The organism is Micromonospora sp. CA-111912, from assembly GCF_050948415.1.
Lineage (GTDB): Bacteria > Actinomycetota > Actinomycetes > Mycobacteriales > Micromonosporaceae > Micromonospora.
Window position 1 is genome coordinate 290,577 of record NZ_CP192007.1, and the last position, 26,173, is coordinate 316,749.

At 68.8% G+C, this 26,173-nt stretch carries 13 protein-coding genes and 1 pseudogene; 11 read left to right on the forward strand and 3 right to left on the reverse strand.

All coding sequences use genetic code 11. The annotated features are described in order from the left end of the window. Positions 1-10 precede the first annotated feature (10 nt). The 3 genes from ACQPZO_RS01410 to ACQPZO_RS01420 form a co-directional block, all read right to left on the reverse strand. Entirely contained in the window at positions 11-613 is a 603-nt protein-coding gene (locus ACQPZO_RS01410; protein ID WP_433346301.1) for an FHA domain-containing protein, read from the reverse strand. Between the two features lie 16 nt (positions 614-629). Continuing rightward, positions 630-2,594 carry a protein kinase domain-containing protein gene (locus tag ACQPZO_RS01415; protein WP_433346303.1) on the reverse strand — a complete coding sequence of 655 codons (1,965 nt, stop codon included), beginning with the start codon at positions 2,592-2,594 and terminating at the stop codon, positions 630-632. Positions 2,595-2,727: 133 nt separating this feature from the next. Next, complete coding sequence (locus tag ACQPZO_RS01420) at positions 2,728-2,988, reverse strand: hypothetical protein (RefSeq protein ID WP_405102338.1); 261 nt, start codon at positions 2,986-2,988, stop codon at positions 2,728-2,730. 200 nt (positions 2,989-3,188) lie between these two features. Between ACQPZO_RS01420 and ACQPZO_RS01425 the strand changes: the two genes are divergently transcribed. The 11 genes and pseudogenes from ACQPZO_RS01425 (at position 3,189) to ACQPZO_RS01475 (ending at position 26,169) form a co-directional block, all read left to right on the forward strand. Further along, positions 3,189-3,725, forward strand: a complete 537-nt coding sequence (locus tag ACQPZO_RS01425; RefSeq protein ID WP_433346306.1) for a hypothetical protein — start codon at positions 3,189-3,191, stop codon at positions 3,723-3,725. Positions 3,726-4,004: 279 nt separating this feature from the next. Next, positions 4,005-6,254, forward strand: a complete 2,250-nt coding sequence (locus ACQPZO_RS01430; protein WP_433346308.1) for an MMPL family transporter — start codon at positions 4,005-4,007, stop codon at positions 6,252-6,254. 562 nt (positions 6,255-6,816) lie between these two features. After that, positions 6,817-7,257, forward strand: a complete 441-nt coding sequence (locus ACQPZO_RS01435; protein WP_433346310.1) for a hypothetical protein — start codon at positions 6,817-6,819, stop codon at positions 7,255-7,257. A gap of 228 nt (positions 7,258-7,485) precedes the next feature. Beyond that, the gene (locus ACQPZO_RS01440; RefSeq protein ID WP_433346312.1) at positions 7,486-7,755 is read left to right on the forward strand and encodes a tyrosine-type recombinase/integrase; all 270 of its coding nucleotides are present in this window, start codon (positions 7,486-7,488) and stop codon (positions 7,753-7,755) included. 484 nt (positions 7,756-8,239) lie between these two features. Next, on the forward strand, positions 8,240-8,755 hold the full coding sequence (locus ACQPZO_RS01445; RefSeq protein ID WP_433346314.1) for a hypothetical protein: 516 nt from the start codon (positions 8,240-8,242) through the stop codon (positions 8,753-8,755). A gap of 562 nt (positions 8,756-9,317) precedes the next feature. Continuing rightward, positions 9,318-19,640, forward strand: coding sequence for a LamG-like jellyroll fold domain-containing protein (locus tag ACQPZO_RS01450; protein WP_433346316.1), 10,323 nt, complete (start codon positions 9,318-9,320; stop codon positions 19,638-19,640). A gap of 63 nt (positions 19,641-19,703) precedes the next feature. Beyond that, entirely contained in the window at positions 19,704-20,168 is a 465-nt protein-coding gene (locus tag ACQPZO_RS01455; protein WP_433346318.1) for a hypothetical protein, read from the forward strand. A gap of 278 nt (positions 20,169-20,446) precedes the next feature. Beyond that, complete coding sequence (locus tag ACQPZO_RS01460; RefSeq protein WP_433346320.1) at positions 20,447-21,463, forward strand: CHAT domain-containing protein; 1,017 nt, start codon at positions 20,447-20,449, stop codon at positions 21,461-21,463. Positions 21,464-21,496: 33 nt separating this feature from the next. After that, positions 21,497-22,086 (forward strand): annotated as a pseudogene (locus ACQPZO_RS01465) (DUF7019 family protein). Positions 22,087-22,110: 24 nt separating this feature from the next. Then, the gene (locus ACQPZO_RS01470; RefSeq protein WP_433346322.1) at positions 22,111-25,551 is read left to right on the forward strand and encodes a WD40 repeat domain-containing serine/threonine protein kinase; all 3,441 of its coding nucleotides are present in this window, start codon (positions 22,111-22,113) and stop codon (positions 25,549-25,551) included. A gap of 6 nt (positions 25,552-25,557) precedes the next feature. Continuing rightward, positions 25,558-26,169, forward strand: coding sequence for a hypothetical protein (locus ACQPZO_RS01475; protein ID WP_433346323.1), 612 nt, complete (start codon positions 25,558-25,560; stop codon positions 26,167-26,169). The last annotated feature ends 4 nt before the right edge of the window (positions 26,170-26,173 follow it).

A 26,173-nucleotide genomic window follows, 5' to 3' on the forward strand; every position in this document is an offset into this window, starting at 1 on the left:
GGGCGGCGGGTCAGGGAGCGGCCGACTGCTGGCCGGGCGAGCTGCGGCGCACCGCCTCGCTGGCCAGCCGCGACCGGCGCCGGTCCTCGTTGGAGGTCAGGTCGAACTTCTCGTACAGCCGGGACAGGTGCTTCTTCACCGCGCTCTCCGTGACGTGCAGGGCGGTCGCGATCGCGCGCACCGAGGGCGGCTCGGGGAACGGCTGGCCGCCGGAGACGTACGGGCGGCAGAGCACCGTGATCACCTCCTGCTCGCGCGGAGTCAGGGCGGGCGGCGCGGGCGGCGGCTCGACGTGCAGGGTTCGGGTGCCGGGGTGCTCCGACGGGGCGTGGAAGAGCAGCCGGGCCGGGCCGACCTCCACTCGGTCCCCGTCCCGCAGGATCTGTGCCTGACGCACCGGGCTGCCGTTGACCGTGGTGCCGTTGGTGCTGCCCAGGTCCCGGATCGACCAGCCGGACGGGTAGCGCTCGACCAGGGCGTGCAGGCGGGAGACGAGCCTGCTGTCGATGGGCAGCTCGTTGGTCTTCGCCCGCCCGATGGTCAGCGCGTCGGTGGCCAACGGCACCAGCCGGACGCCACCCGCGCCGTACACCTCGAAGTACCCCTCCGCCACCCGCGCCTCCGAACGGTCAGTCGCCGCAGTACGGCTCGGTCGTCGCGCTGGTCGGCACCCCGGTCCGCACGCTCGTCACGGTGGCGGTCGCCGTGGTGCAGCCGCCGTCCACCGGGAGCGGCTCGGTCCACAGCTCGAACGGCTGCCCCGTCGCCCGCTGCCGCACCCCGACCGGCCCGAACGCGTCGAGCGAACCCGGCGGTCCGGCCGCCCCGGTCCCGGGGCGGACCGTGAGGTCGACGTCCCAGGTGCCGCCGTCGGTCGCCGCGTTGTCCCGGTACTGCTTCCACACCCAGATGTACGCCAGCGCGGCCCGGCAGGCAGGCGACCAGTACTGCTTCACCGAGATCGCGCGCAGGCCGCCGGCGTACCCGTACGCCGACGTGCCCACCTGGTAGGCGTCGTCGTAGCAGCGGCCCGGGGGCGCGTCGTCCCGGCTCGCCCGGCGCGGATGGCCGGTCCCGACCACCCGGACGGTCACCGGGTCCGGTGACCCGGCCACGGTCAGCGCCAGCACCGGCCGGCGCGGCCCCGGCGCGCGGGGGGCGAAGACCAGCCGCACCTCGCACGCCCGCCCGGGAGCCAGCGGCCGGGCCGTGCATCCCTGGGCGGTGACCCGGAGGTCCCCGTCGCCCGCCCCGGTCGACGCGACCCCCGTCACCCGCACCGCCCGGTCGCCCGGGTTGCGCACGGTCAGCGTCTGCTCGGCGGAATCCACGTTGACCTCCTGGTCACCGAAGGTCAGCTCCACCGGCACCTCGATGGGAGCCGGGGCCGGCAGGGCCGCCGACCAGCCGGTGGCCAGCACCGACACCAGCGCGACCAGCAACCCGACGGCACGGGCCAGCGCGCGCCGGGGCACCCCGGGCGGCTGCCGGCCCCGCACGGTGGCGGTGAGGTCCAGGTCGAGGGCCGCCCGGCGGCGCGCGCTGAGCGAGAACCGGGGCCGGGGCGGCACCTGATCGCCGTCGGCGGTCGGGGCGTCGTCCGGCCGCGGGTGGGCGGCCCCGTCGTCCCCGCCGCCGGGCATCAGCGGGGTGACCGGCTGGCCGGCGGCGCGCTGTGCCCGCTGCAGGTCCTCGGCGAACGCCACCGCCGTCGGGTGGCGCAGCGCCGGGTCCTTCGCCATCGCCCGCTCCAGCACCACGCACACCGCATCGGGTACGCCGGCCGGCCGCAGGTCGGGCACCGGGTCGGCGGCGACCCGCCGGAGCAGCCGCGCCAGCGGCTCCGTCCCGTCCGGCGGCCCCGCGCCCGACGGTGCCTCGGCGAAGGCGGGCGTGCCCCGGATCCAGTGCAGCACCGACGATGCCAGCGCATACACGTCCGAGGCGACCGAGGCCGGCTCGCCGCGCAGGATCTCCGGCGCGGCGTGCAGCACGCTCGTCGTCACCCGGCGTCGCCCGGGGCCGGGCTCCGCCGCCCGGGGCCGGGCCAGTCCGAAGTCGGCCAGCTTCGGCTCGCCGTACCGGGAGATCAGGATGTTCTCCGGCTTCACGTCCCGGTGCAGCACGCCGGCCCGGTGTGCGGTCTCCAGCGCCCCCGCCACCGTGATCCCGCCGGCCACCGCCGCCGGCCATCGCCGCGCCGCCGACTCCGCGTCGGGTGCGCCGCCCGCCTGGGCGGCGGCCAGCCGGTCGGCCAGCGAGCCACCCTCCTCGTACGCCATCAGCAGGTACGGGTTGCCGGCCGCCGTCCGACCGGCCTGGTGCAGGGTGACGATGTGCGGATGGTCGGAGAGCCGCCCCAGCACCCTGAGTTCGCGCTCGAAGCGGGCCCGGGACGGGCCGTGCCAGTCGGCGGCGAGCACCTTGACCGCCACCCAGCGGGAGAAGTCGGGCTGCCAGGCGCGGTAGACCACGCCGAAGCCGCCGCGACCGATCTCGACCGCGTCCGTGCAGCCGGCCACGCCGAGGTCGAGCCCCGGGACTGTGTCGGTCTCCCCGGGGCGTTGGGAGGCCGACTGCTCTGTGTGGACCATGGCGGCCCATTATGACCGAGGGGTGTGCCAGGATCGGCGTCCGCTGCCGACCGGTCACCTGTCGCCCGGCGTGCCGGTCGCCGCGAGATGGCCATCAGGTGGGGCCCGCCCGATGTCGAGCCCCACCCAACCGCTACGGCAGGTTCGGCGGGCAGGTCGTCCGGTGCCAGGTGGAGTAGCGGGTACGGACGCCGTACTCGAAGTCCTCCAGGCAGTTGCCGTACACGTACATCCCGACCTCGACGGTCTTGCTGGCGTCGGAGTAGTAGATGAAGGTGATGCTCTCGTTGTCATTGGGGTACGGCAGGGCCATGGCCGGGCTGGCCACGACCGCCGTGGTGCCGGCGACGGTCAGCAGGGTGGCCAGGACGGCGTTCCGCACGAACTTCTTCACCTGAAGGCCTCTCGATCGAGCGGGTGGATGGTCGAATAATAGTCGTCCATCTATCTTCCGCACAGAGGCTTGAACCTTGCCCCGAAGATCTGGGAAACTCGCCGACCCGGCAAACTGGGTGGATGGGGCCACCGCGGGGCGGATCGGCATGACCGGCCCGCCGATGTGGGCCACGGACGGGCAGGAGTGAACCGGCTGGCATGACCGATCCAGACGACGGAGCGCGGCTGGCCGCGTCGATGTCCGGCCGACTCGCCTCTCTGACCTTCGTGGACCGCACCACCGAACAGGTCACCGAGCTGCTCATCGACACGATCGCCGACTGGGGCACGGCGCAGGGCTGGCGGGTCTACCGGCGGGCGGCCAGCGTGGTGCCGCTTCCGCCGCCGATGTCCGGGCAGCGATCCGTCATCGACATCGCCTGCGCCCGGCCCGCCGCGCCGCCCGTGGTGATCGAGGTCGACCACACCGACCGGCGTCGTACGGTCGAGAAGCTCCTCGCCGAGGCCGACGCCGGGCGGGTGCCGATCTGGGTCCGGTGGGGTGCCCGTGGCTTCGTCGAACCGCCGGAACCGGTCCGGATGGTCACCGTTGCGGTCACGGCGCGACGCGGCGAGGCCGGCGTACGGCTGCACTCCCGACAGCCGGCGCGGCAGCTCCCGCCGCCGGAGCACCGCGCCGGGCCGGTCGCCGCAGGCCCGCCGGACTCCCTCTTCGATGCCACGGGTGGGAGCTGAGGCGGCTGCCTGGTGCCCCGGCGACCGCCGGTCGACATGGTGCGCGCATCGGGAGCGTCGAACTGGAGCGGTACTGGTGTCCGGTGGCCGCAGACCCCGACGCGCGAGGCTACGAGGCATCCGCTGTGGCCGGGGGCGACGCCGATCGGCTGCGGGTCGGGCTCGCGAGCAGGGCGGTCGCGGTCGGGTCTGCCCTACCCCGCCAACCCGGACAGCCCTACCGGAAACCGGGGTGTGAGCTAGATCGATCCGCGAACGGCCGGTCCATAGCGTTGAGGCATGACCACGTCGACCGCTCTCCCGCCGCCGTTACCCCGGCAAGGCCCGTACGCCCGGCCGCGCCACCAGCGGCCCGGCAACCTTGCCGCGCGGATCGCCGGTTGGAGCGCCCGGCACCGCACCATCGCCATCGTCGGCTGGCTGCTGTTCGTGGTCGTGGCGACCGCGCTCAGCGCCGTGTTCGGCACCGTGCAGGCCGCCGACAGCTCGTACGGCCACGGCGAATCCGGCCGGGCCACCGAACTGATCGCCGCCGCAGGCTTCCCCGACCGGGCCGGCGAAATGGTGCTGATCCACAGCGACGACCAGCTCGCCGAATCGCCCACGTTCACCAAGGCCGTCACGGCCACCGTCAGCGCGGTCGAGGGCACCGGACTGGTGGAGAACGTGCACGCCGACGCGATCTCGGCTGACCGGCACTCGGCCCTGGTCACGTTCGACCTGTCCGGGCCGGCGGACACCGCCGTCGATCGGGTCGACGCCGTACGCGACGCCGTCGCGCGCGTGCAACGGGAGTTTCCGGACCTGCTGGTGGCCCAGACCGGGGACGCCAGCCTGGACCAGTCGATCGGCGAGATCCTCGCCGGTGACATGCACCGGCTGTCGCTGCTCTCCATCCCGGTCACGCTCGGCATCCTGATCGTGGCGTTCGGCGCGCTGCTGGCCGCCGTACTCCCGATGGGCCTGGCCCTGACCGCGTTTCTGGCCTCCCTCGGCCTGCTCGCCGCCGCCAGCCGGCTGGTGCCCACGGTCGACACCACGATGCACCTGATGTTGCTGATGGGCCTCGCCGTCGGCGTCGACTACTGCCTGTTCTACCTGCGTCGGGAACGGGAGGAACGGGCCCGCGGCGCCGACCCGGAACGGGCCCTGGCGATCGCGGCGGCCACCTCCGGCCGGGCCGTGCTGATCTCCGCGTTGACCGTCATCATCGCCACCTCGGGCATGTTCCTCACCCGCGACACCGTCTTCGCCAGCCTCGCCACCGGCACCATCCTGGTGGTCGCGATCGCCGCCCTCGGCTCACTGACCGTGCTGCCGGCCGTGCTGTCCAAGATCGGCGACCGGATCGACCTCGGCCGGGTGCCCGGGCTGTACCGGCGCGAGGCGGACGGCCGGGGCTGGGCCAGGTTCCTCAATCTGGTGCTGCGCCGGCCGGGACTGTCCGCGATCCTGGCCACCGTCGCGCTGGTGGCGCTCGCCATGCCGGCGCTCGGCATGCGCACCGCTGAGGAGGACATCACCACGCTGCAGGCCTCCGCCCCGGCGCTGGACACGTTCGTCAAGGTCGGGGCGGCCTTCCCCGGCGGCGGCGACCCGGCCGTACTCGCCGTCCGGGCCGACGACGTCACCACCCCGGCGCTCACCGCCGCCATCGGCCGGTTCCGGTCCGAGGCACTGGCCGCCGGGGCGCTGCACGAGCCGGTGACGGTCGAGATCAACCCCGACCGGACGCTCGCCGTGGTCAGCGCCGGACTGTCCGGAACCGGCATCGACACCGTCTCCGAGCAGGCCGTACGCGCCCTGCGCGAAGACGTCATCCCGCGTACGGTCAACGGCGTCGAAGGGGCCGAGGCGCTGCTCACCGGACAGGCCGCCTCCTCGGTCGACTACAACGACGCGATGGGACGCAGCGCCCCACTGGTGTTCGGATTCGTACTCGGCCTGGCGTTCCTGCTGCTGCTCGTCTCGTTCCGGTCACTGGTGGTGGCCCTGACCGCGATAGTGCTCAACCTGCTCTCCGTCGCCGCCGCGTACGGGCTGCTGGTGCTGGTCTTCCAGCACGGCTGGGGCGAGAGGGTGCTCGACTTCGAGTCCGCCGGTGCGGTCACCAACTGGGTGCCGCTGTTCCTCTTCGTGATCCTGTTCGGGCTCTCGATGGACTACCACGTCTTCGTGCTCAGCCGGATCCGCGAGGGCTACGACCGGGGCTGGCCGAACAAGCTCGCGGTGTCCCGGGGCATCCGCAGCACCGCAGGCACCATCACCAGTGCCGCTCTGGTCATGGTCGCGGTGTTCGGGCTGTTCACCACCGGCTCGCTGGTCTCGATGAAGGAACTCGGCTTCGGCCTGGCCGTCGCGGTCCTGATCGATGCCACCATCGTCCGGGCCGTGCTGTTGCCCTCGGTGATGGTTCTGCTGCGGGAACGGAACTGGTACCTGCCGGGCTGGCTGGCCTGGCTGCCCACCCTCTCCCATGGCGAGGCGCACGACGACGTCGATCGGGTACGGCAACCGGTCGAGGTCTGAAGCGGCGGCGCAACGGGGCGAACGCCGTACGGGGCCGAGGGGGGCCGTACAGCGTCAGCGTCGGCGGATGTCGCTGAGGGTGGCGCACCTCGCGGACGAGAGGCCGCTCGTGCCACGGCACGACTTGCCGGCGGAGGAGTAGCACTGGCCGTCGCCGAGGGCGGGGCGGTCGCTGCCGCGCCGCTACCGGCCTGCCAGCGGGTAGCGGGGCTCTGACCAACGTGCCATTAGCTAGCGCCGGGGCACCACGAAGGGCTTGTCCGATCGGCCACCCTGGCGGTAGCTGTCGCGGTCGCGTGCGGGAGCTGCGTCTACTTTGGCATCCCGCGCCCCCGTCACTTGCGGCTGCGGCTGTCACGGTTCCCCTTGGTACGCCGTGCGCCGGGGCGTGACCGGCCGGAGGCCGCACGCGCGCCCCGGCGCGGGCACGGCGGCGGGCCGCAGGCCCGCCCTTGACCAAAGTAAAGAAAGTCTGAACACACTACGCTTTAGCCATGTGTCCGACTTCGGTTGATGCGTTACACGGTGGCTTCAGTTGATGGGTGACGCTCCGCTGAGTCCCATGCGGGCCCCTGCCCCACCTCAGGAAACAATCACGGCCGCCAACAGCCCGGACTGGTCAACCCGGGCCGCTGTAGGACAACAACTCGCCGCCTGGGCCGACCAAGACGACATCGCCGACATCGTCCAGCGGCTCCTCCTCGACCGCGGCGACACCGCCGTTGTCGAAGCGACCTGCCTGGCCCTGCTACGCCGCAACGACATTCATGGCACCCGACTCGTCGCACGAGCGACCACCACAGCCCAGGATCTTCTGGCCATCGGCCTCGACCACCTCGATCACCTCCATGACGCCGTCGTGAACTACCTCCTCCCCGACTGGCTCGGCCAGGTCACCGGCACCGTGGACGGCTTCCTCATCCTCTGCAACGCCCTGGCTCAAGACGCCGACCCCACCACAGCAACCGGGGCCAGAGAGCTCGCCAGATGGGCCCGCCCGTAGTCCCGACGGCCGAGTACTCCCGCCACCCTCTCCAACTACAAGATCGTTAGCCGGACGCGTCACCTGGACGCGGTGGTAGCGGAGGAACTCGCCGCGCACGACAGCGAAGTTGGTCCGGTCGAGTTCGAGCTTCCCGACATCACCACGGGAGAGCGGCTGACTCGGCCGGTTGCCGTTCTGTTCACGTCCCCGCGGGGAAAGCTGCTGAACGACACCTACTGGTCGTAGGTGTGGGCGGACTGGCGCGAGGCTGCCGGATGGCCGAAGGAAGGCACCTTCCACTCCCTGCGCCACTTCTTCGCCACGACGCTGATGAGCAACGGTGTCGAGCCACAGGAGGTCCAGAAGGCGCCGAGGCATGCCAACCTGCGAATCACGCTGGAGACCTACGTTCACTGGCTGCCGAAGAAGGACCGGCCGCGCGGCCCGGTCGGCGACCTCCTGCGGCAAGCAGACGGCATGCTGCCGAAGCATCCCACTGATCAAGATCAAACATGAGCGGTGCCCTGGTTGGGCCGGACGATCTCCAGCCGGAGTTTTTGCAGCTCAGATGGGGTGTGTGGTGGGCCGCCTGGGACTCGAACCCAGAACCTAAGGATTAAAAGTCCCTAGAAGAAAGGGATCTTCCTGCTTTGGGGCTTAGTGGCCTTCCGTCGGTTTTCTGGGGCTACAGTCCAGCAATGTTGAGGCTGGTCCGGGCGGTTCTCGTGTGGTGGAACCCGTGGGTCAACGGCAGATCCGGGCTGAAGTCCAGCCATGGGCGATGATTCCGCCCGACGTCGTGAACATCCGAGCACCCGTAGAGCACCCACACGAGGTGGGCGGGCCGTGGAGCCGGAGGAGGCCGACGAGGCGGCAGCCGTCGATACCGTAGGCCTCTCGTCCTGGTCGCCGGCTTGGGGCAGGACCGCGCCCTGGGCGTCGATTACGCTCATCCGGATTCAGAGTGTTGCTTCCGAGTTGCTGACAGTGATGGTGTCGAATGAAGTGGTTGCGTCGGCCGGTCGTTTTGGCATCGTTGCTGGTCGTGGGGTTGGCTGTTGGCCTGACCTGGGCGCTCTTCCCGCGAGATCGAGCGGCTCCGGAGCCGCGTGAGCGGCGGTATGAGACGTTCAGCGCCTGTCTTCTGACGGACGACAAGGGCCTTGCGGGTGAGCATGCGAAGGCGGCGTGGTCTGGCATGCAGGCCGTCTCGGTTGCCCATTCGATCAAGGTTCAGTACCTCGCGGTCGAGGGACCGCAGACGCCGGCGAACGCTCTGGCGTACTTCAACACGCTGGCGTTGGAGGGGTGTGGGGTTGTGGTGGCGGTGGGTGGGGCGCCGGTGGCGGCGGTGGGCCAGGGGCGGTGGCGGTTCCCGAATCCTCGCTACGTGGCGGTGGGGTCCGAGGGTGGGGTCGAGGGTGTGAGGAGGGTTCCGGCTGCCACTGGTGACGGCATTCGCTCGGGGGTCGAGGCGGCGGTCGGCGAGGCGTGGGCCGAGGCTCCTACCAGATAATCTTACATACATCTATGCTTGCGTTATCACGGAGCGTCCGGGAAGCTTTACTCTCAGTTTGATCTGATCAACGGGGAGGGCTGCTATGGGCGGTCAGCGGCAGCATGCGCACGTCGTGGACGTCGGTCGCCCTCGTCGGCGTCGCAGGAGCCGGCGAATCACTGTCCGCCTGGCTGCGGTCCTCGTCCTGACGATGCTGATGACGGTGGGTGCCCCCAAGGGGCCGCTGCATCACCCGGGTGCCAGCGGGTTTCCGCTCTCCTGGCTCTCCGAGTTGTTGACGCTCAGATGGTCGTGGGCTGACCCGGCGACTCCGAAACAGCAGATGGGACGGTCGCCCGACCGGGGCCACTACGTCGACTCGCCGATCGTGCAAGATCGCAGCTCTGTCCGACCCGCTCCGGGGGAGCTGAAGCTCCAGCAGTCGCGCAAGCCGGCGGTGGGTTCCCGTACCACGCGGTCGGCCGAGGGTTTCAGCCTCGCCACCAGCAAGCATGTGCCAGAGGCGTCCACCAGCACCTCCGACGTTTTCCAGAACGCGGATGGCTCCTACACCCGACGCGTGCGCCAGAGCCCGGTCAACTTCAAGGACCGGCAGGGACGCTGGCAGCGGATCGACAACAGTCTCGTTGATGACGGTGGCCGGCTGCGGGCCCGGGCCGTCCCGATCGACGTCACCCTCGGTGGGAACACCGAGATGGCCGTCGCCCCGCTGGTGCAGATGAGCCTCCCCGGCGGGCAGACCCTCGGCTACGACCTGGCCGGGGCCAAACGCAGCACGGCGTCGGTCGACCGCGGCGTCGCCACGTACCCGGAGGTCTTCCCCAACGTCGACCTGACGCTTCGCGTCCGCGGCAGCGCGGTCAAGGAGAGTCTTGTCTTCCGCTCGCCGGACGTGGCCACCGAGTACCTGTACCCGCTCCACCTGTCCGGCCTGACGGCACGCGTCGATGATGCCGGTGAGGTGGTCTTCCTCGACGGCGACGGCAAGGCGGCGGCTACCATGCCGGTCGGGTGGATGCAGGACTCGGCGGTGGACCGAACCGGGGCGAGGGCAACATCCCACGACGTGCGGTACGACATCGTCGGGCACGGCGATGGGCAGGCGTTGAAGGTGTCGATCGACGGCGCCTGGCTGCGCGACCCCGCACGAAAGTTCCCGGTGGAGTTGGACCCGACCACGGGCACCATCGCCACGACCGTCAATGACACCTACGTACAGTCGGGCAGCACCACGGACCGCTCCGGCGAGGACAACGTCGCGATCGGGACCTTCGGCAGTGGTAAGGCCAAGGCCTTGCTGCCGTTTCCCACGTTCGGTGCCACCTACGCGGGCAAGAGGCTCAGCGCGGCCGACCTGAACCTGTTCATGAGCTACCAGGGCCTCGGAAACGGCATCTGCGTACCTCACCAGTTCGACGTCCACCGGACGACGCAGAACTGGGGGACCGCGACAGTTACCTACGCCGCCTTCCCCACCCACACCGCCTCGATCGGCCACGCCTCACCCAGCAACGCTGCCGCGTGCGGCAACGCCGCCGGGGTCCGTACTGTCGGCACCTGGGTTTCGGTGCCGTTGGACGCCGCCGAGGTCAACCAGTGGGTGACCGGTTCCAGCAGCTACGGGCTCGCGCTGACCACCAATGAGACCGACACCGCGGCGTGGAAGCGGTTCACGTCCGCCACCGCCGACCTGAACTGCAACAACAGCGTCTATGGGTTGATCGACTGCGGTCCCTTCATCGACGTCACCTACACCGACAACGTCGCCCCGCAGGTCGACCTGAGGTACCCGTCGAACAACGTCACCCTCGACACCCTCACTCCCGAGCTGATCGCGCAGGGCCACGACTCGGACAACTGGCCGGCGAAGGGCCTGCGGTACAACTTCATCGTCTACAACGACCAGGGGACCCAGCTCACCACGTCCGGCTGGGTTCCCGGCGGCGTGTGGAAGGTCCCCGCCGGAGTGCTGGAGTGGAAGAAGACCTACCTGTACGCGGTCCAGGTCAACGACTACTCCTCCACCGGCGCGACCACACCGATGTACGCCTTCACCACCCAGGTGCCGCAACCCCCGGTGACCTCTGCGCTCGCGCAGAACGGCGGCAAGGGCTACGACGGCAACGTCGGCAACTACACGACCTCCGACACCGACGCGCAGATCACCACGGTCGGACCGGCCCTGGCCGTCAACCGGGACTACAACAGCCTCGACACCCGGGTCGACAACGCCTTCGGCCGCGGCTGGTCGTCGATCCTCGACATGCGGACCACCGAGGTCCGTGACGCCTCGGGCACCCTGCAAACCGTCACCGTGCGCTACCCGGACGGGCAGGAGGTGGCGTTCGGCCGCAACAACAACGGCACCTGGGTCGCGCCGCTGGGCCGATACTCGGTGTTCAAACCGATTACCGGCGGCTACTCCCTGACGGACAAGGACGCCACGTCCTACGAGTTCACCCAGGCGGCCGGGACCGGGACCCATCGGATCACGAAGATCGCGGACGCTTCCGGCCGCGCCCTGACCTTTCAATACGACACCAGCGGCCTGCCGAACAAGATGACGTCGCTGGCGTCCAACCGAAGCTTGTCGTTCACCTGGTCGACGCCACCAACCGCCACCGTGCCGCATGTCGCCACCGTCATCACCGACCCGGTCGCGCTGGCCGATCCGGCGACGGTCCAGACCTGGACCTACACGTACAACGGCGACCTGCTGACGTCGGTCTGCGAGCCCGGGGCCGGCACCCAGTGCGCCACCTACGGCTACACGTCGGTTTCGCAGCACGCCAACACCGTCCTGAACAGCGACCCGTACGCGTTCTGGCGCCTCAACGAGGCACCGAACGCGACTGCGGCGGTCAGTGCGGTGATCTCAAAGGACGGTGCCGACACCGGCTCCTACACCGACGTGACCCTCGGCGGCGGGGCGGCTCTGCCCGACTCGACGTCCACCTCCGCGTCGTTCAACGGCACCTCGTCGCGGGTCGCCCTGCCCGCCAAGGCCGTAGCCGAGAGCTCGTACCAGTCGATCGGCATGTGGTTCAAGACCAGCTCGCCGAACGGGGTGCTGTTCAGCTACCAGAAGGATCAGGTCACGCCCGGCGCCACCACGACCGCGGCCTACGTTCCCGCCCTCTACATCGGCTCCGACGGCAAGCTCCACGGCGAACTGGGCACTGCCAATCCGGCGGGTGCGATGTCCTCGCCCGGCACTGTTACCGACGGGCAGTGGCACCATGTGGTCCTCGCCGGCAACGGCGGGAGCCAGCAACTGTTCCTCGACGGCACGCAGGTCGGCAGTCTGACCGGCGCGATCAACCTGTCCAGCCTCGACGCCAACAACGCGTACCTGGGCGCCGGGTTCCTCGGTGGCACCTGGCCGAACCAGCCCCACAGTACGCCGACCGCCACCTTCTTCACCGGCTCGATCGCCGACGTCGCGTACCACAACCGGGGCCTCACGAGCACGGACGTCGCCGCGATGCACACGTCGGGCCGCGCCGGAACGCCGCAGTTGTCACTGGTCAGCAGCGCCGCCGGGCGGGTTCAGGCCCAGGTCGTCTACCACAGCGTCACCGGCCGGGTCGCCGAGATCACCGACGAGAACGGCGGCGTGTGGAAGGTCGGCGCGCCGACCGCCTCCGGCTCCAGCCTGGTGTACGTGTCGGCCGTCCTCGGCTCGCAGCCCACGGACTACTGGCGGCTCGGCGACGTCGAGGCGCCGGCCGACGCGGTCAACGTCGTGCACAGCCACGAGGCCCACTACAACGCGGTCACCTTCGACACCAACCAGGCCGACACGAGCCCGTTCTCCGACACCTACGGCGCGATCTTCAACGGCACCTCCTCCTACGTCAAGCCGTACGACCCCGCGAACCAGCTCTACCCGGGCGTCGACTTCCCGATGGGTGACGACGCCACGGTCGAGATGTGGTTCAAGACGCCGGCGAACCACGCTGTCAGCGGCGTCCTCTACTCCTACCAACGCAACGAACTGAACAACGCCCCTGCCACCGCCAACTGGACGCCGGCGCTGTACGTCGGCGCCGACGGCCTGCTGCGGGGCGAGTTCTACAACGGCACCTACAACGCGCCGATCACCTCCACCACCAAGGTCAACGACGGCAAGTGGCACCACGTCGTGCTGTCCGCGTCGACGACCCGGCAGATCCTCTACCTCGACAACAAGATGGTCGGCGCCCTCGGCGCCATGGTCGGCACCAATGCCCTCGTGTCGTACATCGGCGCCGGCACCACCAAGGCGTGGCCCAGCTCGTCGGCGGACGTCAGCTACTTCAAGGGCAACATCGCCGAGTTCGCCTACTACGACCGGGAGCTCCCGCCGACGGAGGTCGACGCCCACTACCGGGCCGCGAAGAGCGCCGTGCAGGCCGGTCCGACGGCGACCCTGACCCCGGTCGCTGCGGTCACCACCACGGATCCCGATAACAAGGCGTCGAAGGACGTCTTCGACATCGTCAACGGCAACCGCCTGATCGCCGCCACCGACGCGCTCGGCCGCACCACCTCCTACGGCTACGACGTCGGCGGCTTCGAGTCCGTGGAGTTCGACCCGCTGGGCATGAAGACAGTGTCCGCCCGCGACGTGCGCGGCAACACCATCCGCTCCACCGTCTGCCGCGACCAGACATGGTGTGACAGCACGTACTACAAGTACTGGCCCGACTCCACCACCGTGAACCTCACCCCCGACCCGCGCAACGATCAGCTCATCGAGGTCCGCGACGCCCGGTCGCAGAGCGCCACCGACAACAACCACCTCACCAAGTTGGGCTACGACACCGCCGGCAACCGGGTCAGCGTCACCTCCCCACCCGTCGCGGGATACGCGTCCGGGCGGACGACGGCGATGACGTACTCCACCGCGACGACACCTGCGGTCGGGGGCGGCACGGTTCCACCCGGCCTTCCGCTGACCACCGTGTCGGCCAAGGGCGCGACGCAGCAGACGGAGTACAACTCCGCCGGTGACGCCGTACGGATCACCGACCCCGCCGGACTGGCCACCGAATTCACCTACGACGGGACCGGGCGCACCCGCACCAAGACCGTCAAGGCCGGGGCACCCCTCGGTGACCTGACCACCAGTTACACCTACGACGCGGCAGGGCAGGTCGTCGAGCAATTCGACCCGCCGGTCCTCAACCAGGTGACCGGCGCGATCCACACCGCAAAGACGTCGACCACCTACGATGCCGACGGGAACGTCACCTACCGCAAGGTCGAGGACACCACCGGCGGGGACACGCTCCGTGACTCCAGCAGTGACTACAACTCCCACGGCCAGCTGGTCAAGACCGTCGATGCCGTCGGTGCCGTCACGCTCATCGAGTACGACGACTACGGGAACCAGACCAGAACCGTGGCGTGCGAAGTCAGTCCGCCAGCGGGAAGCCCCTGCCCAAGCGGAGACGTCCTACGGGTCAAAGCGGAGACCTACGACGCGGTGGGGCAGCAACTGACCACCACGGTCACCGGCGCCGACGGCACCAACACCCGCGTCTCGTCGAAGGCCTATTACGCCAACGGCAACCTCGCCTCCGACACCGACGCGATGAACTGGGTGACCGAGTACGAGTACGACCTCAATGACAACGTCGAAAAGATCACCCGCACCGACGGTGTCAAGCGCTTCGTCAGCGAGGAGAACAGCTACGACGCCATCGGCAATGTGATCTTGCAGCGTGCCGACAACGGCGCCAACTGGACCACCTACACCTACGACGCCGCAGGGCGGCTCGTGTCGTCGACGGAGCAGCCGTACGACCTCGAACGGGTCACGAAGTACTCCTACGATGCAGACGACCACGTCATCAGCACCCAGAGTCTCGTCGGGCAGCTCCAGACGCCCCTCCAGACCGTGGAAAACACCTACGACCCGATGGGCCGGGTTAAGTCGGAGAGCGTCAGCGTCAAGAGCGCCGCCCTGCCCACCGGGTGGTGGCGGATGGAGGAGGCCGCAGGCTACGAGGCGTACGATTCCTCGCCGTCGCAGCGGACCCTCTACTCGTACAACGGCACGGTCGGCCGCTCCGACGGAGCAGCGCTGTTCAACCGCACCAACGTCCTCCAGACCGCGCAGCCGTCGCTGAACACCACCCAGTCGTACTCGGTGTCCGCCTGGGTAAAGCTGAGCGACCTCAACCAGGACCAGGCGATCGTCGGTGAGGGCGGCAACAACAACGGGGCCTTCTTCCTCAAGTACAGCAAGTTCTTCGACCGGTGGGAGTTCATCTCCGCCCTGGCGGACACCGCGTCGACGACCTGGACCTCCGTGGCACGATCCACCGCGGTACCAGCGGTCAACACCTGGACTCATTTGACAGGTGTGTTTGATGCCGGCACCAAGGAGATGAGCCTGTACGTCAACGGCTCGTTGTCCGGCAGCGGCACCAACCCCAGCCCCTGGAATGGCCTCACCCCGTTGTCCGTCGGCGGCATCCTCATCGGCCCCAACGAGGTCCAACTGGTCAACGGGGCGATCGACAACGTGCAGATCTTCCAGGAGACGCTGAGCGCCGACGAGGTCGGCACCCTCTACGGCGCCGGCAACGGCCGCAAGGCCACCACGACGGTGACCCCGAAGAAACTGACCACCAACTACACCGTCGACAAGCGCGGCCTGATCACCGCCGTGACCGACCCGATGGGCAACATCACCAGCTACGAGTACGACGCCCCCGGCAACCTGGCCAAGGTAGTCGCACCCTCGGTGTCCACCGAAACGTTCGGCGGCGGCGCACCCGTGCCGGCGGTGCCCGTGTCCCGCACCGGCTACAACACCTTCGGCGAACCGACCGAAACCCAGGACCCGCTGACCAACGTCCTCACCACCCGGTACGACGCCGTAGGCCGGCCGATCAAGACGATCAGGCCCGCCTACACGCCACCCGGCGGCGCCCCGATCCCCGCCGCGGAGACCAGCACCTCCTACGACGCGCTCGGCCAGGTCGACTCCACCACCGACGCGCTCGGCAAGACCACCACCTTCGAGTACGACTCGCTCGGCAACACCGTGCAGGTCACCAACCCGGCCGGCAAGGTCACTACCGCCGCCTACGACAAGGTCGGCGACCTGATCGAGACCGTCGACCCCACCGGGGCCAAGACCACCGCCACGTACGACCACCTCGGCCGCGTGCTCACCCGCAGCCAGGTCGTGCGCCAACCCAGCCCGGTCACCAACACCACCAGCTACGACTACGGCGCCGGCGTGTACGGCAACACCCCCGCCGCCGGACCATGGCTGCGCAAGGTCACCACCCCGGAAGGCGTCGCCACCTCCACCACCTACAACTGGGTCGGCGAACCCCTCACCGTCACCGACGGCGCCAACAACGTGACCACCACCGAATACGACGGCCTCGGCCGGCCGGTCAAAACGACCCTTCCGGACTCGACCAAGACCACCGTCGCCTACGACGGCGTCGGCCGCCCCACCATGACGCAGAACCTCGACGCCAGCAACGTCGTCCAGACCACCGAGAAGATGGGCTACGACGACAACGGCAACCTGACCTGGGTCAAGGACGCCCGCAACACCACCACCAACTTCGGCTACGACGCACGGGGCAACCTGACCAGCGAAACCCAGCCGGTCACCACCACGACCGCCATCGGCACCTCGTTCGGCTACGACCTCGCCGGCAACCAGACCCGATTCACCGACGGCCGCAGCAACGCCTTCTGGACCACCTACAACTCGTGGGGGCTGCCCGAGTCGCGAGTCGAGCCGTCCACCCCCGCCTACCCCAACGTGGCCGACCGCACCTTCACCGTCGCCTACGACGCCCTGGGCAGACCCGCCCGCCAGGACTCACCCGGCGGAGTCACCGTCACCAACACCTACGACGACCTCGGCCAGCTGAAGCGGGTCGCGGGCAGCGGCGCCGAGGCGACCACCGCCGACCGCGTGTTCGACTACGACGACGCCGGCCGGTTGACCTCCCTGTCCGTCCCGTCCGGCACGAACAGCATCGCCTACGACGACCGCGGTCTCCCACTGACCATCACCGGACCGACCGACAGCAACTCGTTCTCGTACAACCGCGACGGGAACATGGCATCCCGCACCGACGCCGCAGGAACCACCAACTACACCTACGATGTCGCCGGCCGGCTGAAGACCACAGCCAACCCCACGACCGGCATCAACGTCGCCGTCGCCTACAACCAGACGTCCCAGCCGGCGAAAATCACCTACGGCGCCAACAACAACGCCCGCACCCTCACCTACGACCCGCTGCACCGACTCAAGACCGACACCCTCAAGAACTCCGCCGGCACCGTCACCCTCGGCTCCATCAGCTACGGCTACGACAACAACGGCAACGAAACCTCGAAGGTCACCACCGGGCTGGCCGGATCCGCGAGCAACACCTACACCTACGACCTCGCCGACCGGCTCACGTCGTGGAACAACGGCACCACCAACACGACCTACGCCTACGACGGCTCCGGCAACCGAACCCAGAACGGGTCGAGGACCTTTACCTACGACGCCCGTAACCAGCTCAGCACGCAGAACGACGGCACCTCCTACACGTACACCTCCCGCGGCACCCTGCGGAGCACCACCTCCGGATCCGTCGCCTACACGACCGAGACCGACGCCCTCGGCCAGGTCACCACCCAGCAGGGCACCGGCGGCGCGAGCACCACCTACACCTACGACGCGCTCGGCCGGGCCATCAAACCCGGCTTCACCTACACCGGGCTCGGCAACGACCTGGCCAGCGACAGCACCGCCACCTACACCAGAGGCCCCTCCGGCGAGCTCCTAGGAACGGGCAGTGGCACGGGTTCCGGCTCCCGCTACACCTGGACCGACCAGCACACCGACGTCGTCGCACAGTTCACGGCCAGCGGCACCGCCGTGTCCGGCTCCACCACCTACGACCCGCTCGGCAAGGTCGTCTCCACCAGCGGCATGGTGGGCAACCTCGGCTACCAATCCGAATGGACCGAGTCCCTCACCAGCCGGGCCAACATGCACGCCCGCTGGTACAACACCGCCACCGGCCAGTTCGACACCCGCGACAGCGCCAACGTCAACCCCGTCCCCGACTCCATCACCGCAAACCGCTTCCAATACGGAGACGGCAACCCCCTCACCACCACCGACCCCACCGGACACTTCGGCTGGTCCAGCTTCAAACGAGGCATCACAAAAGTCGCCACGGCCGTCACCAACCCCGTTTCCACCTTCCGCGCAGCCGCCAGCCACACCGCCTCCACCTTCAAACACGTCTCCTCCTACTCGAGCCGCGCCTGGAAGAACGTCAAGGCCAGCACCAAGAAGATCGCCAGCAAGGCCAGCAAGGCCTGGAACACCGTCAAGAAAACCACCGTCCGCTGGGTCAAGAAAAAGGCGCAGTCGCTCAAGGACGCCTACCACGCAACCCGAAACTGCATGTCCAAGGGCGTGGGCAAGTGCGTCAAGGAGACAGCCAAGAAGGCCGTCAAGAAAACCATCGACAGCGTCAAGTCAACAGTCCAGGCCATCAAGAAGGATCCCTGGCGGTTCGCCGCGACCGTGGCCGCGGGCCTGGTCGCCACCGTCGCCATAGGCGCCCTCTGCGCCACCGGCGTCGGCTGCCTCCTCCTCGCCGGCGCCGCAGCCGGCGCACTCGCCGCAGGAACCGGCTTCATGGTCGACGTCTCCCGCGGTGATGAGGAATTCTCCTGGAGCGGCCTCGCCGGCTCCATGATCGAAGGTGGCCTCGACGGCGCCCTGTCGGCGGGACTCGGACGATTCGGCGGCGCCATCGGTACCAAGGCGCTCGGCGGCGCGGCCAGCCGCCTGCCCAGCCTCGGCAGCCGGATGCCCGGCGGCAGCGCGGTGAAGGCCGGCGGCGGCTCATCGGCCCGAGCCGCGGCGACGAAGAGCGGCGGCAGCGGCGGCTCGCCCGCACGGGCGGCAAGCCGATCCTCCGGCCGGAACTCGCCCGCCCCAGGTCCGGCCCGGAGGCAGGAGCAGGGCTGCCACAGCTTCGCCCCGTCCACCCGGGTCCTGCTGGCCGACGGCAGCAGCCGACCCATCTCCGACCTCAACATCGGCGACGAGGTAGCGGCAACCGAACCGGACAGCGGCAAGACCGAGGCGAAACGCATCACCCAGCTCCACATCAACCAGGACCGGGACCTGACCGACGTCACCGTCCGCGACACGAAGTCGGGCAAGCAGACAGTCCTCAAGACCACCCAGAACCACCCCTTCTGGGACGCGACCGAACAACACTGGGTCAACGCGGGCCAACTCAAGGCCGGACACCGCCTGCTGGTCCACGACGACAAACGCCTCGAAGGCGACGGCACCGGCGCCGGCATGGGCGGCGGCGGACCCGGCCGCCAGGTCACGATCACCGCAGTACACAACTTCACCGGCAACCAACGGATGCACGACCTCACCGTCGCCGACATCCACACGTACTATGTACTCGCCGGCACCACGCCGGTCCTCGTACACAACTGTGGTGACGGCGGAATGTATGGCCGGTTGCAACCGGCTGGGACAGGAAAACAGATCAATCACATGCCAGCCGATTGGTCTACTGGAAAGAGTATTACAAAATATAGTGGCCCTTCCATCCGAATGGATGTCGCCGATCATGTGCAGCTCTACACGACTGGCAGTTCCTTGGAGGCCCAGGCGTGGCGCATGATGCAGAAGGACCTCATTAGTCAAGGCAGAATCGACGAAGCGTTGCAGATGGACATCAATGACGTCACCAGTCGATTCCCTGGCAAATACGACGATGCTATCGGTGAACTTCTGGACAGCCTGCCGTCCAACCCGCAGTACCAAGCGCTTCGAACACGACCCAGCACCCCGTTCTTCCAGATGGCGTTGTTCTAGGATCGTCATCCGGGTGTGGTCTAGCTCTGACCACACCCGGATGTTGAGCAACAAGGAGGGGTTATGCGGCTTGACCTGCACCCACCCGTCGGCGTTGGACCGGCGGAGATCGGTGCGTCTCTCGGCGAGGCCGAGGCGGCGTTGGCCAGCCTGGGGGATGTCGTGATGCCTGATCCGCTTCGGCCACGGCGGCGCGGTTTTGTTCCTTTTCGGTCAGGGTTGTCTATTGCATTGCATGGCGACAGGGGTGGAAACGTCATTGCGGTTGAGATCTACAGGTCGGATGACGATTCAGTGCTGTTCGAGGGGACAGACGTTTTCAGGACCCTGGCGGACGAAGTGATCGCCCTCCTTGAACTACGGACTCGTATTCGTCATGAAGAGGGCGGGCGAACCGTTGTTGCGCCCGAATTATCGATGTCCCTTTGGCGCGGAAATTTGCCAGAGTTTCCGGGCGACGAAGATGGCCGATACTTCGAATCAGCGCTTATCGCGAAGCCGGGCTACTTCGCCATTCCAGGGGAATAACGCCATCAAAGAGCCAGGCGCAAGCGTAGTTCGATCACCACTGCGTGTGCTGGTGGGGTGGCCGTGCGTGCCGGCTGGTGTCACGGTTGATGTCAGCTATTGTAACTGCCATGCATGCGAATGCCTCGATACTGCTTCGTCGTGGATGGTATGGCTACTGCGCGAACCCTGGCATGGACTCGACGACCTGGAGATGGCCACCGTCGAGACACTGACTGGTACAACAACCGGCGCCAACCGGGTCGCTCGCTCACGCAGCTCATCGGGGTACTTCTTCGGTGCGGGCATCGCTGGTGTTCCTCCCAGGTTTTGACGTCTCCATCAAACCCAGTGCGGGACACCATGCGGCGGCCGACGACCTCTGGTGGTCGAGCTGGTACGACAGCGGCGCGTTGTACTGGGTGCTCACCTGTGGCGTTACCCCGGTCGACGGTGGAGTGGTGAACCTCTTGCACGACGAGGAGCTCCGCACTGCGCTGAGTATCGTGCTGCTGCGGTCGGGTGTCACACCCGCCTGGCCGGTCCCCGACCATGTCGCCGGCGTCAACCTCGACGGTTTCCTCGAACAGGCCGACGCCCCGGACGAACTCCGGCTCACCTCGACGTTGGCCCGCCTGCTGCCCGACGCGCTCCGGAAGGTCGGGGACCGTGACCGGCGGCTGTTCATGTCGGTGCCGTCCGAGTTGACGCCGGTGCCGTGGCCGATTCTGCCCGTCGGCGTGCCGGGACCGCGGGTTACCCGGTTGGTCGAACGGTTCGAGCTGCGGTTCATGCCGTCGCTCGCCGTCCTCGACGGCGTGAGGCGCGACAGCGCGCTGGCCGCTGCGGCGAACCCGCTTCCGCTGCTGCTTACCTGCGATTACTTCCCCGTTGACGGCGTTCCCGGGGCGCTCCCGCCGCGCCGGGCGCAGACCATCCTCGCCGCCCGGGAACTCTGCGACTCAAGGACCGGCATCCACGAGGCAACGACGATGAACCTCACGCGCTGGCTGCGGTGGCTGCCCCGCGAAACCGAGGGCGTGGCATTCTTCCGCGCGCACTACGAGTGGGTCGAGGCGGATCCCGGCTCGTCGGGGATCGCTCTTGCCGACGGCGTGTTCCTCAGCGGGTTGCTGGGGGTGCGTGACGCTACGTCGGGACTTCCGATCCTCAACCTGCCGAGGACCGTGGTGATGTCATGCTGCTCCACCTCCGGCAATCAGGAACGCAATGGGGGCGAGTCCCTAGGCCTGGCGCCGTTGGCAATGATGGCCGGTGCCCGACGCCTGATCGCGTGCATGCGCCACGTAGGCTGAGATTCAGACATCTCCCTGTCACCGGAGTGCATTGTGAGCCTCACGTACTACCTCTACCTGTCGCATCTCAAGATCGGGCTCCTCGCGGCACAAGTCGCCTCCTCCGCGCAGCACGAGACCGAACTCGCCGTGGATCTCAAGGTCGTCCGCTATAGCCGCAAGGCGGTCCTGCCCGAGCGCCACGACCTCGACAAGCTGGAGAAGGTGATCCGGCACCTGCAGGACGCCGACCAGATCGGCACTGCGGCCGAGTCCCGCCCCTACTTCCAGGCCTGCCTGGAGATGCGGTGGAGGGTGTTTCCCAGCTCCGGCATCGTGGTCTTCGCGGGGACGCTCGACGGTCAGGTCATCGTCCTTGGCGGTCGGCGTCGCACGTGATCGGCGGCGGCAATGCCGAACCGGTCGGATCGGTCCCGCCGTACCTGTTCCGCAAGCTTCAGGAACTGCAGGCAGACCCGGGCGAGTTCGACGACGAGCGTTTCCACGCGGCCCTGTCGCAGACCGGTGCCGTGCTCCCGGGACCGACGCAGCGAGTGGAGTTCGTCGCCAAACGGCTGGCCGAGAAGTCCGGGCCGGACGGCACGCTGCTGGGCAGCCCGATCTACGTGGCGCTCGTCGACTAGGGCCTCGGTGTGGATGCGGGGGAGGTGATTCGGTGGCGGCCGGGGGAGACCGTCCTCGACACCTTCCGCATCGAGGAGGTGGTCGAGACGGGCGGCATGGGATTCGTGTACCGCGCCCATCACCTCGCCTGGGGCGTCGACCTCGCCGTGAAGACGCCGCGACCCGATCTGGCCGCGGCACCCGAGATTCTCGACCTGTTCGCTCAGGAGGCGCAGGCCTGGACCGATCTCGATCCCCATCCGAACGTGGTCGGCTGCAACTATGTGCGGCGCGTCGGCGCGTACCCCGTGATCTTCGCGGAATGGGTCACGGGCGGCGACCTGGCCTCGGCGGTGCGGCAGGGGCGGTGCCGCCACCTCCCGCAGGCCCTCGACGTCGCGATTCAGATGCTGCGCGGCATCGGGCACGCCCACGCGGCGGGTCTGGTGCACCAGGACATCAAGCCCTCCAACGTCATGTACGACGGCGAGACGGCGAGGGTGACCGACTTCGGCACGGCCAAGGCGAAGGCGGCCGTTCCGCACACCCCGCAGGGCGGTGCCGAGACCGCGTACGCGACGCTCGGCGGGTTCACCCCGCAGTACTGCTCCCCCGAGCAGGTCGATCCGGACGGCAGAATCGGCCGGGGCAGCGACATGTGGTCCTGGGCGCTGACGGTCATCGAGTTGCTCCACGGGCGTCGGCTCTGGGAGTGGGGCCACGACGGTGCGGACTCGCTGGCGGCGCTGCGCGGCGACCTCCCACCGGCGCTGCGTGATCTCCTGGCGAGCTGCCTCGCCCGCGACCCTCGATCGCGGATCAGCGACACCGCCGATGCGGAGGCGGTCCTCCTGGACGTGTACGCGGATCGGGCCGGGAGCCCCTACCCGCGCCCCAACCGGGTCTCGCCGTCGCTGAAGGCCGACGGCTTGTCCAACAAGGCGCTCTCGCTGTGGGATCTCGGCGAGCAGCGCCGGGCGGTCGAGCTGTTCGAGCAGGCGAAGGCGATCGACCCGCACAACGTCCGCGCGGTCTACAACCACGGCATCGTCAAGTGGGCCGACGGCCTCGTCACCGACGAGACCCTGCTGTCGGAACTGCGCGCCACCGGTGACTCCTGGGAGGCGGACCACCTGGCCGCGATGGTGCACATGGAACGCGGCGACGGTGTCCTCGCGGCCCGGCACCTGGCCGAGGCGGACCGGAAGCACCCGGGCTCGCCCGAGATCGCGGCCGCGAGCGAACGCTGCGCCCGGCTGGCGCCGAGGGGCACGCTCGAGGTGTTCGGGCAGCTGTCCGGCGAGGTCGTGGCGATGGCCTGCGACCGGGATGCGACACATGTGGTGGTGGCCGAGAAGTCGGGCCGGGTGCGGATCTGGGACGCGTTCGAGGGCCGGGTGGTCGGCGAACTCGCCGAATCCGGTCCGGCTCCCGTCGACGTCGCGATCGACCACGCCGGCGCGCGGATCCTCGTCTGCTACCAGGATTCCCTGGTCGAACGGTGGCGCTTCGCCGACGGGGCGGCCGACCTCGAAGGCCGGCTGGAAGGTGGAACGGCCGTGGCGCTCAGCCCCGAGGGCGACTTCGCAGCTGTGGGAACGGCCGACGGCCGCGTCCTCGTCTTCCGCACCGACGGATGGGAGTCGGTCGTCGACATCCGGCCCCACACGGGCCGGGTCACCCGGGTGATCCTCGGCCAGGACGCCGAGGTGTGCGTCTCCGCCTCGCTGGGGCGTCCCGGCTCCGACGCCGATCACCGGGTGGAGCAGTGGTGGCCCCTGCGTCGCACGCGGATGCGCGGCCTGCACATACCTGCCGACGAGATCGACGGTGACGACCAGAAGGTCGCCCTGGCGACGGACGGATCGGTCGTCCTGAAGCTCGGCTTCCGCGCCATGATGATGGCGGACATGCGGGTCTGGGACGAGCCGCGACGGTGGGAGGTTCCCTGGCTCATGGGATACCACGCGCTCGGCGTCTCGGGCCGAGCCGGTTGGGCCCTGCTCGACCCCGGGACCGGAGACCTCCAGGTCCTCGAACTCGCCAACCGCCGCTGCGTCCGCACCTTCCCCAAGGATTGGAAGCGGGGCTCGCGTCGCGACGCCACGGCGTTCAGCGGCGACTGCGGGTACGCCGTCATCGCCGAACATGTCGGCTACCGCGACCAGACCTCGCTGTCCCGCCTCCCCATGCCGCTTCGCGGACATCTCGCTCCCTGGTCGTACGCGCCGCCTCGCGCGGTCGATGTCCTCACGCACGAGGAACGCGCATTCGAGCAGGTCATGGACCGCATCGAGGCAATGATCCTGGCCGGAAAGGGTCGGCACGCGACCGACACGATCCGTGAGGCCAGGGCCATCCCCGGCCATCAACGCCATCCTCGACTGCGTCGGGCCTCGCGGGCCGCGGGACGGGATCTGCGGCGAATCGGACTGACCGGCGTCTGGGTGGAGCAGGAACTGTCCGATCTGATGCTCACCCACGGAGTCTTCGACGTCAGCGACTCCGGGAGGCTGTTCGCCTTTTCCGCCAACGTCGACGAGGTCGTGGTCTTCGACCTGGAGACACTCGAGAAGGCGGGTTCGGTGATCCAACAGCGGAACCCCGCTACTACGCTGCACTTCGCCAGAGCCGGGCATGACCTGGTCATCGGCTACTCGGACGGGTCCGTCGCCTGCCACGACACCGCGACCTTCCGGCCGCGGTTCAGAGTCGCCGGCGCCCTGCCGCGCGACGAGGGGAACACGACGCTCGACATCTCAGGCGACCTGCTGACGGTCGGCTTCGGGCACGGGCTGGCGACGGTGTGGTCACTGCAGGCCGCGGCCTGCGTCGCGACGATCCGCACCGGGCGCGGAACGATCGACGGTGTCACGGCCGACGAGGTGTCCCGCTCGCTCGCCGTACAGCTGCGAAACGGCGACACGACCACCGTGGAAGTCCGGTCGATCGACACGGGGAAGTCGCTGCGGACGTTCACGTGCGCCGACCCGCATACGGAGATCCGCTTCGCCGCCGGCGTGCTGTTGATGGCCGAGATGACCCGCCTCACCGCATGGCGGCCGGGCGGCAAGCGCCCGCTGTACCACCTCGAACGGGTCAAGCACAGCTCCTCGGCGGACCTGGCCTTCAGCGACGCGCGTCGCCTCGCCGTCATCGCCGGCCTGCAGGGCTTCGTCGTCTGGAACGTCGCGAACGGAGATCTGGTGTTCGACGGGCGGGTCCTCGATGACCCTGCCGGCCCCCGCTACGGGATCGAGGATGTGGCGGTCTCCCCCGACGGACGGTTCGCCGTCGCGGGGGACCCGGGAGAGCAGACCGTCGATGTCTGGGAGCTGCGGACGGGGCGCCGGATCCGGACGCTGCACGGCCACCCCGTCCGGGTGAACGCGATACGCGCCGACGCCTCCTTCAGCACCGTCGTCACCGGCGACCACAAGGGCAACGTCCGCATCTGGGGCTTCGACTGGGAGTACGGGGAGTGATCGATCATGCTCAGACACCGCCAGCACGATGAGCTGCGAGCGAAGTTCCTGGCCAACCGGGATCGCGTCAGAGCCTGGCTGGCGGCCTGGGAGATCCCCGAGGTCGTGTGGACCGACGACTTCAACGAGGTCCCCATGCCCTGGGTCGTGCCGGAGCAGGACCGGAAGAGCTGGCTCAAGAGCCGCGCGCCCTTCATCGACGCGTACGACTGGATGTTCGTCGGGCGGCCGCTGACCCCGGGCGTTCGCAGGGTGCAGGCGCGGTGGCACTTCGGGGCGGCGCACCGGTTCGAGGAACTCGATCTGACGATCGTCAGCGTCTGTGACCCCGGATACCTGGCCGAGAAGCTGACCCTGGCGGTTCACCACGCCCGGTTGAGAGGCTGGCGGGACGAGGACGCGCAGCCACTCCACCAGTGGCTCGTCGAGGGCGTACGCACGACGCCCCTCAACAACGGTGTGCGGGGTAACAACCGTTTGGGATTCGTCCTGCTGAACTTCACCCGCTTCCCGGCCCCCGACGGCGACGTGAGCGTGCAACTGACCGCCGTCGAGACCGACCGCGCACTGGACGGCTCGCCCCTCGACGGCGACGGGGTCTCCATTCCTGACCGGTAGGCCA